The following is an 11,453-nucleotide window of genomic DNA, read 5'->3' on the forward strand; positions in this document are numbered from 1 at the left end:
CCACGCATCTTGGTGTGCGGATCGAAGCCATTCGCTTCTTCAGGATCGCTGGGCCGAACGACTTCCTGATGCTCACGCCGGAGCGGGCGCGGGCACTAGGCATCGAGGTGTTCGAGCAGGACGGCATGAACGCGGGACGGTATCAGCGCCTACACGCAGGCGCGGTACGGCCTGCCGGAGGTCGCCGCCGCGCTCGAAAGAGCAGGTGTTACTGCTGACCTTGACGATGAGGACCTCTTGTGCTCGCCTGCGCGAGCAATGACGCGGCTGCGGCTCGGCGCATCGCGCGCCAGTCCGGCATCGCCAGGTAACACGGGGTGGTTCAGGGCGCTCGAGATCCCGAACATCCGGATTGCGTCCTTGTCGCGCCGCAGGAAGCGCAGACGGTTCTCCGAGGATGTGGCAGCGTACCTTCTGGAGAGAGGTTCCGAGCCCTCAGGCTAGCAGTCGTCGAAACAGACAGGGCGAAGATCGCCTTGAACCAGCCGGGCGACACCCATTGACGTAATGGGTCGAGGCGAAGCCATGGATCATGAGCACCGGATCGCCCTGCCCGATGCCGGCTGGCGGTCGAGGAAGGCAAGGTCAAAACCGTCATGGGAGAAAAACTTCATCTGCGATCGATCCTGCGTGTTCAGTTGTGCGCAGTGCCGATTGCCGGGTGACGCAACAAATCGCCGTCCGCGATGCCGCTCCTGGCTGCCGTGCCTGCCTTGAGCTCGAGCACGAAGCGAACCGGCTCGCCGGGCGAGATCATCGCCTCGGATTGCGGCTTGCCTTGCTTGATCGCCCGGATCCTGCCGTCCTGGCCGACAAAGATCAGGTCGAGCGGCATCGGCGTGTTCTTCATCCAGAAGCTGACATCCTGAGGCTCCTCGAACACGAACAGCATGCCACGATCGTCGGCCATCTCCTCGCGAAACATCAGGCCGGCGTCGCGCTCAGCCGAGGCGTCGGCGATTTCGACGGAAAAAGAGCGTTCGCCGCCTTTCGTCACCGCGACCAGCGGCTGCGGGTCGACGGCAAGGATCATCGCCCGGCTGTCGGCCGAAGCCGGTTGCTGGGAATGGAAGAAAGCGCCTGTGGCGACGACAAAGGCGATCGCGGCGCAGACTACGCCCGTTGTCAGCCAGTTCCCGTGAGTCATTCGAAATCCTCGACCGGAAATCGTCCTAGACCATGATCCCAAAAAGTGGAACCCTGTTTTTGCTGCGCTGACCTGCAGTTCGGAAAGATCATGGTCAAGCGAAAGAACTAGACTAAGACTAGTCGCCCGAACGTCACGGCGAGCTCCTGAGCGGGTAGCAAAGTCCGACAGCGTTGGGCAACGGGAAGCGATCTAGAAAGTATAAAGCCCTGTCCAGAGTTTGGGAAACACGCAACCAAAAGATGAAAGTGCGATGTTCTGGCGCATCGGCGCGACTGCACCGATTACGTCATTGGAAATTTATGCCAAGGAGAAACGGAATTGGGCAACGGCTCAGGCGCTGGCGAACCTTCGAATGTTGCGCATGCGTTGGAGCGCCGCCCGATTCGAGCACGATCAACGATCGCCGTGGCAAGCTCACGTCAATATCCCGAAGTGCCGTTCTGCTGGCGGGGCCGACGCGTTTGCCTACCGCCAGACTACCCCGCTGAGGAGCGCGACGCCGGCAGCACTCCCATCTCCTTGAGCAACCGGCCAGCGCCGTCAATCTTGTCCATGGTCCAGAGCATGAAGCGACTGTCGACATGGATGCTGCGATTGCGGTCCGCGGCATATGCCCAATCGGAGATCACTGCATCAAGCGTGCCATCGAAGGCGAGACCGACGAACTCGCCGCGCCCATTTAGCGTCGCCGAGCCGCTATTGCCGTTGGTGATGTCGGCGGTGGACAGGAAGTTGACCGGCAGCGTGCCCAACGCCGGCGCGACATAGGGGCCATAATCCTTGGCTCTAATCGCTGCGATAGCCGCATCTGGAGCATCGAACTCACCCTTGCCCGTTTCTTTGGCCAGAAGTCCCTCGGCCGTGGTGAATGGCGTCCAGATCTGCCCGTCGCGTGTTCGCCCCGCCACCTTGCCCCAAGTGATGCGCAGCGAGCCATTCGCGTCGGGATACATCGGCCGGCCGATTGCCTGCCGGTAGGCACGCTGACCATGCATATAGATGGCGCGAGCCGCCTGGCTGCGTCCAGCGCGGTCCTTCGCAGCCTGCTCCGCAGCGATGTCGCCGGGATAGAGCGCGACCGCCAGCTTAATGAAAGGATCATCCGACGCCTCGAAGGCAGCAGCGGGCTTGTCAAGCCAGCCGAGCCGCGTCGCCGTGTCTGCGAGTTTGGTGCCTGCATAAAGTCGGTCAAGGCCAGTTTGGCCCAAAGCACTTTCGAAAGCAGTATCGCGGTCCTTTTCATCCAGCCGGCGATACTCGTCGAGTGCGGCCTCGAAAAGCTTTCGATCGATGTCTGGCAAATAGCGGCGTTCGATCTGCGTCAGTTGATCCGAGATTTCTTTACGGTCACGATCCTGAAAGCCGCTTTCACGGTCTTCATCGGGCTTCTCGTGCTCCTTTGTCCAGCGATAGAGAGTGCGTGCCGATGACAGTAGATGCGCGCGATTGAGCAAGCCCTGGCGCAGCCTCGCCAGCGAAGCCCGGCTAATCTCGCCTACCATCGCGTCCAGTTCGCGGATTGCTGCGTCAAAGCGCGTCTGCCGCACGGGATACTCAGCGACCCAAGCGCGAAAAGCTTCCTCCTCGGTAGCCTTGCGCGCGTCGAGGCCGATCGCGTCGGCGCCGGCTAGATCGCCCGCCAGCTTCTTCTTGTAGTTTTCAACGCCCCGCAGGGTGGAGGCGTAGCGGATCTGCGCTTCGCGATTGCCTGCCGTGGCTTGCTTGATCTGAGCGGCATAATCCGAGAGCAAACGCTGGGACAGTGGTTCGTATTCGGCAAAGTTGAACCGGACTTCATCGGCGGTCAGGAACCGCTGGGTTGCGCCGGGAAAGCCGGCGACCATCACGAAGTCGCCTTCTTGGACGCCTTCACGGGCTATGGGCAGCCAACTCTTTGGCCGGTAATGCATGTCCTCCGAAACGAGCACATGCTCCGTTCCCGCCAAATTGGCGGCGTCGAGCACATCACTACCGAAGGATTGGTGGATCATCGTCGCCAGTTCGGACGGATTGTCGGCCACAATAACGGGGCGGACCTCGCAGGCCGTCTCGATTCTAGAAAGCTGCTCTTGGATATAGGCGCGCCGTGCAGCGGCGTCCTCGGCGGTGTGCTCCTGTTTGATGTATTCGCCGTTATGCCAAGCGACGGTCATCGAGCGTTCGGCCGTGAGATCCTGCTCGTCTCTCAGCGTTCGCAGCTCATCAACGACGGATTGTGCGACGATGACCGATCCGAATATCGATTTCAGAACATCGAAGGCATCCATCGTCGAGACGGTCCAAGCGGTGTAGGTATCGAGGACCGCGCCAGAACTTCCATGCCGCTCGATGATCTGGCGAGCGGCGACGCGCTCGGCGTCCGTGCCGACGCAGGTTCGGATGTCGAAATCGAGCGAGCGAACGTACTCGACAAACCGGATGGTATCGCCGCCGCGTTTGGAGACGACCAGGCTGAGCGGGCAATTGTTCCGGAGGTAGGGATCGGCGAGCTTGCGATTGCTCTCAGACACGCGCCTCACCTGATCCAGCGCAGGCTGAATATCCCCCTCTTCCATTGTGATTTTGTAGAAGCCCTCCGCGTCGGGGAACCTTTTTTCGAAGTTCTCCATCATGTCGTGAAGAGCATGCAGATATTTGTGCTTGATCTCGGCGACCCGCCATTTGCGAACCTCGCCGAAGACCGCCGGCATTTCGAATACATCTCCGACGCTCAAGCCCAGAGCTGCGGCCGCGGTCGCATGTGTCGGGCTTAAAACATCCTCCGCAGGCCGGTCCTCCCCCTCTTCGATGAGAAAGGCGTGCACCTCACGACGATCGCTCTCCAGACGGACCCAGGTATCGACGGCCACGGTTTCCGCAGACGGAACAAAGCCGTCCTCCGGATCCATCATGATCGGGCCGAAATAGCGGAGAGCCGCCTCGTGATCGTTCCTGGCGGATTGAAGAACGGCGTAGGCGTATTCCAGCGCCTTGGCTCCCTCCCCCACTTTGCGCATAACCTGTGCCAAAGACATCTTCTGGCCAGGCGTCCCCATCACTTCATCGAGATCAATTCCCTCGATGACCGCCTTCACCTCGGCGCCTCGGTCGAGACGATGCAGGACCGAGAACAGCGCCAGGTAGGTGTCGAGCTCCGGTTGCGTCGCGATGGCTTTCCTCAGCGCCGCTTCCGCCTCGGGAAGCGCACCGCGGTTGAAATGCAGCAGGCCCTCGGCATGGAGGAAGAATGGAAGCCCCCGCACCTCCGCAGGAAGGCGCTCGAAGAAGGACAGCGCTCGTTGCCGGATGGGGCTGTCGTTGACAAAGGCGCGAGCCAGCACCCGCAACTCGTTGTTGTCGTGATCTTCAGCGACGTGGCCATCCAACAAATCCGCAACGATCGAAGAATCGCCACGGCCAGCTGCATGATGCGCGACCATCAGCCTGTCTGCAGCGTGACTTCCAATCGCGATGTGACCTAGGGCGGCTTTGAAGGCGCCGTCTGCGATTTCTTCGAAACCTTCCCGGCGGGCAAAATCGGCGACAACGACGCTTGCGCGCGGGTTGCTGGCCGCCTCCACCGCGACAGCGGAAATCTCCCGCCGACGCGCTTCCTCGTCACTGCCGCCGATCTTGATCGCCGCCAGCTTGCCGGTCGTCGAAATGATCGGCGCTTCCACCGGCGGGATCAAAGAGGCATCTTCCTCAACGAGACGTGCGATCTCGCTCCAATCGGCCCGGGATGCGTGAAAGCGGAACTTCAGGACGGTCGCATCGGAGTTCCGAGGCAGTTTGGCGAGGAGCTCGTGCGCCAACGCGTCATCATCGGCGTCTAGAGCGACAACGGCCGCTCGGGTGATAATTTCGACATCATCGGGCGCAAGCGAAAGATTGGCGCGCGACCTCGAGCGCCTTGGGCAGATCGCCGAGCGCATGCAGTCCAACTAGGACATTGCCACACAGCGCGGCATCCTCAGGCCGTAAGGCGCCCTCCGTCACCCTTTCGCGATCCCATTGCGATACCAGCGTTGCCGTAGCGGCTTCCAGTCTGGCCCGCTCCGCAGGCGACAAAACACGCGTGCGCTGAAAGCTCTCACTCGTTAGAATCTGGTCGAGCTCGGCCTCCGCCGCAAACTGGACCGCGTGGGGTTCGGATGGGTGTGCTTCGAGTACCTCTTTGGCGACGGGCCACCACTCGCCCGGCTGTCCACGGCGCCGGATAAAATCCACCCGACCGATTTGCACAGCCGCAGTGTGATGAAGCTGTTCGGGAATGATGCTGAGCGGATCGCTGACGGAGGAATCGAACCGGGCGGCCTGAACCAGATAGCCCGCAAGGCCCTCGTTTCCCGGATCCGCGTCAAGCTTCGCTCCGCCAAAGGCGAGAAGTTCCTGCCATTCTCCTCGCAACAGCAGCCCAAAAGCCTTGTTGGCGACGGCTTTCGGTTCGTCCGGCGCATGGTCATAGGACGACAGCAGCATCGCGGAGGCTTCGTCGTCCTTACCGAGCGCAAGCAGGCAATGGCCAATATTCGCCTTGACGCGAAAGAGGATGCGGCCAGAGGCCGTGCTCCGGACACGCTCGAGCAGCTTTTCCAGAAGCGGTAACGCCGTCAGCGTCTTTCCGCTGTTGTTGAGCTCCCGGTACTCGTCGATCTCCGCGTCGAGATGCGCCTCGAACGCGCTCAAAGCCACCGTTGCGTCACCTGGCGGAACAGCCAACCGCGCGCTCACCTCCGTGAGCATCGCTTCCATGCGAGAACCAGCACCCATTTCGGCACGGGTCTCGGTCTGGGCGATGGTGATCTGGCGGGTTTCGTCGAGAATATGCTCGCTGAACGGGCCGTAGGTCGGATCGAACGCCTTGCGGGCCCCCGCGTCCTCGCTGATTTTTTCCTCTAGCGTGTTCCATCCCCAGACGAACACGCGGAGCTTACGTCCCGTTTTCGCCAGCTCGGCCGTGATCCCGCGTGCAAGCTCCTGCATCGCGACGTCGTCCGGCGCAGTGGTCGTGACGTAGTATTCCTTGAGAGGCGGCTTGAAGGTCAGGGCCTTTCGGACTTCCTCCCGAACCTCATCCTCGGCGAGGAAATGCCCTTCGCTCTTCAGCTTGCATTGAATGCCAACGTGCCAATCCGCGTCATCGTCACGGATCCCGAAAAGATCGACGCCGTTCTGCCGTTGGCCGCGCCGACCATTCCGCTGCACCGACCGATCATTGAGCAAGCCTCGCCACAGCACGACAGAGGCGCGCTCGAAGGCTTGCTCGTCGGCAGGCTTTGGAATCTGGGTGGCGGCGAGAAGCGACATAAACAGCGATCACCCCTCGATGCCCAACTCGCCGAGCAGCCGAGAAAGGCTATCGTTCACCGCGCGCTGCCGCAGCGACCGCTGTTCGCGAATGTCGGCGTCTTCATCATTGCCTTCGATCTCGAACCGCGCGACCGCTACCGGTCCTTCACGAAGGTAGCCTTCGTCAGGCTTCGGGTCGCAAAAGCGCTTCAAAAGGATCGCCAGCGCTTCACCGATGATTCCGGCGTGTTTGCCAGTCAGGGCATCCTTGAATTTGGCAATGGCGCCGTCCAGCCCACCCTCGCCATGCTCAAGGCAATAGACAAGGTCATGGGCGTCCTTCCCCTCGCGACGGTGGTCGAAGGCGAACGCCTTCAGGCAGGTGAACGATACGATATTCGCGTAAGGTATCGTTTCGGTCGCTCGCCCTTTTTGTCCAAGGAGATCGGCTGTCACCTCCATATGATCGTGGAGGTCGAAAACGAGCGATGCGTGAGGAATGTTGACGGCCGAGATGTTTCCCTCGGTCGGCAGCTCTTGCAGCGCACCACCTTTCACTTTCGGGTCGTCGGCCAGGAATTCGAGAATGACCGTGACCCCGTGTTCGGTCTTGGTCTTCCAGCGCCAATTGACCTTCACGCCTTTGTCGTTTTCCGCGCGCTCGAACCCCATTCGCTTGAGGTTCTCCTCAAGCGTACGATAGGCTTCGGTGTCCGCGAGAACGGCAAGATCAACGACGACGTCGATATCACCCGTGCCGGCATGAGCCGGAACGGCCGGCGGCCGCGCCGTCACCAGATAGCGCGGCGTCAGACCGCCGACCAGGAACACCGAATTTCGCCACGGTCCGAGACCACTGAAGAGCGTGACAAGCACACGCTCGCAGTCCCGCGTTACCTCCTGGCTGTAGTCGACGAGAAACTGCGGCTTGGACATCATGCCTTCAGTTTCTCGGCACGAAGATGCTGCGCCAGTTCCTTGGCCCGGCCTCCCGCTTGCAGCAAGTCAAGATAGGTTTGGAGCGGATCGGCAACCCACAGATCATCGATCCTCTGGCGAAATGGCAGTTCGTCGTCGGACTTCAACTCGTGAACGCCAAGATTCCAGCCGTCCCGGACGGGGCGTGCCTCGATAGCGTCCAGCACGGCATGCATCGCCCGACCAGCAGGAATGCGACAGGAAACCTGGGATGCGTTCGACAGGTAAGGAGCATGGATTTGCCCGGCTGAGATGCCGGTGAGCTCGTAAGGAATGCCTTCCCCCTGGCATGCATGATCAAGTCGACGTTGCAGGTCCGGAGGCGTCGTCGAGCGGACGTAGTAGTACCGCACGGCCTTCGGCTTAACTGAGCCTTGATAGGTCGACCAGGCGTCGAGCAGAGCACGGGGGTTGATCAATCGGCGCTCTTTCGAGGGACCAGCACCGCGCACCTCGACCCATTCCCGGCGCTCGACAGCGATCAAGGTTTCCGACGCCGTCGCGGGCGACACACCGGCCCGCTCCGCGAGTTCGTGGACGCCGAACCAATCCGACTTGGCGACCCAGACAGCGTGCAGGACCTGGGCACGTCGGCCAGTGAACAGGTTGTTCAGTGAGCGGGACTGTTTCCTCGATGCCGGCTTGTCGACACGCAGGTAAAGCCCCCTCGCTGCGATGAACAGACTCCCGCTGGAGTCGAAATAGCCAATTCGTTCCTTGCGGAGCAGCTGCCGGGCGCCTGGCGAAATAGTCTCGGCAATAAGAACGGGCACCGCCGGATCGGCACCGACGTCGTGGTGGGCGAGATGGTTCCTGAGCTGCCAGATTGCCTCGCGGGCATCCCGAGGAAAGAGCGATAGCTTGGCCTCGACAATGAGCCGATAGGGCTCGCCGTCTCGGCTCATTTCCATCACGAAGTCCGGTCGATACGAGCCTCGCGCGCCCTCCGGCTCCCGCAGAATGTGGGGCGCAGCACCGACGATTTCGGTCAGGGCCTCGGCAAAATTCTCAATGAGGGCTTCGACCGTCTGTTCTTCCATCGTCATTTTCTGCGCAGCGAATAATACGAAATTATCGCATATTCGACGTTAAGTCAATATTTGCTGCGCAGCGAAATTCATCTCGGAGAGCTGGGGCCCCTTACAGCACTTCGTACAGGTCGCATCAGGCAGCGTGATCGGCTTTTCCGGCACGCTCGCAGAACGAACAGGCGAACACCACCATACAGGATCAGTACGCGAAGAATGGATCATTCTTCTGATGCGCGCGGCAAGTCTCGAACTTCGTTGATTTCGTCCAACGGCTCTCTGGCGCCTTGTTCTTGTCCGACCTTATGGACCAAGTGGGAATCGCTGCAATAAACCGCTTTTCGAGGACGATCTTGCGACCGACAGCCTTTTCGGCAACGGACAGAGCCTTGTCGAAGGCGGCTGTGGCAGCATCGATGTCGGAAAACACGCCCCATAGGGTCGTGTTTGTTAAACGGAATAGCTTTGACGTGCCATGAAACACGTAAAGCAGCCCTTCCGCCTCAGCACAGTCGACGAACTCTTCCCATTGCTTGCTAGCTCCATCCTTAAAGTCATAAGTAACAAGATAGTCTGTCAAAATACGCCCTCCCCGGTTAAATCGTTGCATATGGTGTTGCGATTCGTGAGATCCAAGAGCGGTCGATCAATCTCAACGCAATCGCTAGCAAGGAGGAGACTCGACACCATGGACGGCCCGCTCGCACTGGAAATCTTCGAAGACGGTGGCGTCTTCCGGCACGGCGAGAACCACGAAGAGGTCGTCGAAAAACTGGACGAAGCTCTCGAGCAGCGCGAGGCTGGACGGATCACGCCGGCGAAATATCTCAAGACACTCAAAACGCTAGTCGAGCATTACCCGCACTTCATTGACGGCTACGCCCATCTTGGAAACGCCTTGGTGGAAGAGGGCAAGCCGAGGCTCGCGCTTCAGGCGTGCTTGCGCGGCCTCGAAATAGGCGAAAGCGCCATCCCTTCGGATTTTACGGGGCCAATCGAATGGGGGATTCTGGAGAACCGTCCCTTTCTCCGTGCCGCCCAGGGCTCAATGTTGTGCCAACTTCGGCTTGGTCAACGTCGTAAGACGCTAGCGCTCATGGAAAAGATCCTCGCATGGAATCCCAACGACAATCAGGGCATTCGCCACCTGATCGGCTCGGAATATCTGCGCGCTGGTGAGCTAGACAAAGCCGACCGCATCTTTGCGGATGAAGCCGCCCACAATCCACCCTATCATTATGAGCGCGCCTTGCTGCAACTCCGTGCCGGAGAAACCGTCTCCGCCGCGACCAGCCTGCGTCACGGCTTTGTTGCGAACGGCTATATCGCCGAAATCCTATGTGGCAATCCCGACCCGATGCCGCTCGCGATCTGGCACGGCTCGAACCTCGCCGCACCAGAAATCGCCCGCGAATATCTGGAGCATTACGGCGGCCTCTGGCAGCAAACGCCGGGGGCCATTGCCTTTGTGCGCTGGATGCACACGCACCCGAAAGTGTTGATCGAGCGCGCCGGCATCCTGGAATGTCAGGGGGCGCTACTGTGGGAGTTTGACCCCGTCCGCCGCCGCGAGATCCTCGATCGCGAGGATGCTGCGCGAATTCGGATCAACAACGCCCTGTCGAAAGAGATCGTCCAGAGTCGCGCCGACCGCCACGGTCGACAGGTCGCACCGTGGCTCCATCAAGCGGCGCACCGGCGGCACCGCTGACGCCTCCTTTGGAACGTTGCCTAACCGCCGTCCAGCGAGTCGCCATCGGGATCGTTTTCCGCGTTGTTGGCAAAAGTTGTCGGCATCTGTCCGGCTAACAGCTTCTCCTTAGAGAGCAGGCCGGCATCCTCGAGTGACTCGAAATCCGGCAGGTCGCGCAGCGTGTCGAGCCCGAACTCCAGCAGGAATTCTTTTGTCGTCACATAGGTGTAGGGCGCGCCCGCCGTCGGGCTACGCGGACCGGAAGCGATCAGGCCGGCACCGCGCAGATGACCAATAAAATCGCGACTGATCTCCTTGCCGAAGAAAGACGACAGTTCGGCGCGGGTGATCGGCTGGAAGTAGCCGATGCACATCAGCACCAAAACCTCCGACTGCGTAAGGTCGGTCGTCTTCCCATTTCCACCTACAGCAGCGCGGATGGCGTCTGCATAGGCAGGCCGGGTCAAATGTTTCCAGCCGCCGGCGACCGAAACCAGATCGTAAGGGCGGCCGCGCAGCTCCTCCCGGATGTCGTCGATGAGAAGATCAATGCTGCAGCTTTTCCCGACGATGCGGGCGAGCATTTCGCGGTCGACCGGCTCGCTAGCGGCGAAGATCGTTGCTTCGACCCGGTGCATCCATTCACGCCAACGCGCTTCCGGCGGCAGATGATCCAGTTCCCGGTCAAACAGCTGGTCAGCTGATCGACGGTCATCTGGCCGGCTCCCTCCTCGCCTACGTGCACTCTCCGCCATTGTCTTCACAGCCCGTAGATGCGGAAGGTGGCGCGGCCGGACAATTCACGCACGGCACCGAGCTCGACCAGCCGGGCGAACAGGCGGCGCAGGCCGCGATCGCTCATGCCGGCGATTTGTTCCGAGGCGACGATCGCGTCGTCAGAGAGCAGCTTTTCCACGACGACGTCCGCCGCCTTGGCCCTGAGTTTCGGCGCAACCGCAAGCAGCCGGTCCGCGCGGCGCTCAAGTTCGGCGAAAAGATCAATGGCGCGCAACGCAGCGCGCGCCTGCGCGGCCAGCAGGCTTTTGGCCCAATCGGCTTCCGTTTCGGCGCCGGCAGCCAGGTCGACGCGCCCGGCCCGTACCCACAACTAAGGTCGCTTCGGCGCCCAACAAAGGGATTGCATGTGTCCAGCCTAGCCGCTGCGCGAGCAAGACATCGGCAAGCCAGGCTCCGAGAACGCGCCGGAAGCCGTAACGCTCCGCGGCCGCGAAGGCCCCGACCAGCGTTTCGACCGTGCCGGTGTTGGCGGCAAGCTGTCGCAGATCGTCCGTCAGATCGCTGACCGCCTCATCGTTGAGCGTGAGACCTAGTC

The 11,453-nt window shown here is 60.9% G+C and carries 9 protein-coding genes and 2 pseudogenes; 2 read left to right on the forward strand and 9 right to left on the reverse strand.

Annotated features, from left to right (window positions below):
* Window positions 1–218, forward strand: a 218-nt coding sequence (locus C9427_RS34560) for a hypothetical protein (protein WP_208636453.1), incomplete at its 5' end; no start/stop codon positions are given.
* A 251-nt stretch (window positions 219–469) separates the two neighbouring features.
* Here C9427_RS34560 and C9427_RS35125 read toward each other — a convergent pair.
* The 7 genes and pseudogenes from C9427_RS35125 to C9427_RS32955 all read right to left on the reverse strand — a co-directional run.
* Window positions 470–614 (reverse strand): annotated as a pseudogene (locus C9427_RS35125) (alpha/beta fold hydrolase); the annotation flags it as partial.
* A 20-nt stretch (window positions 615–634) separates the two neighbouring features.
* The gene (locus tag C9427_RS32930) at window positions 635–1,147 is read right to left on the reverse strand and encodes a DUF192 domain-containing protein (RefSeq protein WP_006329067.1); all 513 of its coding nucleotides are present in this window, start codon (window positions 1,145–1,147) and stop codon (window positions 635–637) included.
* Window positions 1,148–1,626: 479 nt separating this feature from the next.
* The gene (locus tag C9427_RS35130; RefSeq protein WP_245437274.1) at window positions 1,627–5,064 is read right to left on the reverse strand and encodes a S46 family peptidase; all 3,438 of its coding nucleotides are present in this window, start codon (window positions 5,062–5,064) and stop codon (window positions 1,627–1,629) included.
* On the reverse strand, window positions 5,000–6,439 hold the full coding sequence (locus C9427_RS32940; RefSeq protein WP_107653118.1) for a hypothetical protein: 1,440 nt from the start codon (window positions 6,437–6,439) through the stop codon (window positions 5,000–5,002). The genes C9427_RS35130 and C9427_RS32940 overlap by 65 nt, the downstream gene beginning before the upstream one ends.
* Window positions 6,440–6,448: 9 nt before the next feature.
* Window positions 6,449–7,360, reverse strand: coding sequence for a nucleotidyltransferase family protein (locus C9427_RS32945; RefSeq protein WP_245437275.1), 912 nt, complete (start codon window positions 7,358–7,360; stop codon window positions 6,449–6,451).
* Window positions 7,357–8,439, reverse strand: coding sequence for a hypothetical protein (locus C9427_RS32950; protein ID WP_107653122.1), 1,083 nt, complete (start codon window positions 8,437–8,439; stop codon window positions 7,357–7,359). The genes C9427_RS32945 and C9427_RS32950 overlap by 4 nt, the downstream gene beginning before the upstream one ends.
* Before the next feature lie 190 nt (window positions 8,440–8,629).
* Entirely contained in the window at window positions 8,630–9,007 is a 378-nt protein-coding gene (locus tag C9427_RS32955; RefSeq protein WP_146172643.1) for a hypothetical protein, read from the reverse strand.
* Window positions 9,008–9,115: 108 nt separating this feature from the next.
* Here C9427_RS32955 and C9427_RS32960 point away from each other — a divergent pair, with 108 nt between their 5' ends.
* Window positions 9,116–10,138: a tetratricopeptide repeat protein gene (locus C9427_RS32960; protein WP_107653120.1), complete on the forward strand. Its 1,023-nt coding sequence runs from the start codon at window positions 9,116–9,118 to the stop codon at window positions 10,136–10,138.
* A gap of 20 nt (window positions 10,139–10,158) precedes the next feature.
* Here the strand turns inward: C9427_RS32960 and scpB are convergent, their stop codons facing one another.
* Together scpB and C9427_RS32970 are read right to left on the reverse strand one after the other, a co-directional pair.
* Window positions 10,159–10,875: an SMC-Scp complex subunit ScpB gene (gene scpB, locus C9427_RS32965; RefSeq protein ID WP_107653123.1), complete on the reverse strand. Its 717-nt coding sequence runs from the start codon at window positions 10,873–10,875 to the stop codon at window positions 10,159–10,161.
* A gap of 5 nt (window positions 10,876–10,880) precedes the next feature.
* Window positions 10,881–11,453, reverse strand: a pseudogene (locus C9427_RS32970) (DUF1403 family protein); the annotation flags it as partial.

This window comes from Mesorhizobium helmanticense (genome assembly GCF_003034915.1).
Lineage (GTDB): Bacteria > Pseudomonadota > Alphaproteobacteria > Rhizobiales > Rhizobiaceae > Mesorhizobium > Mesorhizobium helmanticense.

Excerpts from the sequence above, each read along its gene's own strand:
- C9427_RS32940 (WP_107653118.1), bottom strand. The coding sequence starts at position 6,439 with ATGTCGCTTCTCGCCGCCACCCAGATTCCAAAGCCTGCCGACGAGCAA.
- C9427_RS32945 (WP_245437275.1), bottom strand. The coding sequence starts at position 7,360 with ATGATGTCCAAGCCGCAGTTTCTCGTCGACTACAGCCAGGAGGTAACG.
- scpB (WP_107653123.1), bottom strand. The coding sequence starts at position 10,875 with ATGGCGGAGAGTGCACGTAGGCGAGGAGGGAGCCGGCCAGATGACCGT.
- C9427_RS35130 (WP_245437274.1), bottom strand. The coding sequence starts at position 5,064 with ATGCGCTCGGCGATCTGCCCAAGGCGCTCGAGGTCGCGCGCCAATCTT.
- C9427_RS32960 (WP_107653120.1), top strand. The coding sequence starts at position 9,116 with ATGGACGGCCCGCTCGCACTGGAAATCTTCGAAGACGGTGGCGTCTTC.
- C9427_RS32950 (WP_107653122.1), bottom strand. The coding sequence starts at position 8,439 with ATGGAAGAACAGACGGTCGAAGCCCTCATTGAGAATTTTGCCGAGGCC.
- C9427_RS32930 (WP_006329067.1), bottom strand. The coding sequence starts at position 1,147 with ATGACTCACGGGAACTGGCTGACAACGGGCGTAGTCTGCGCCGCGATC.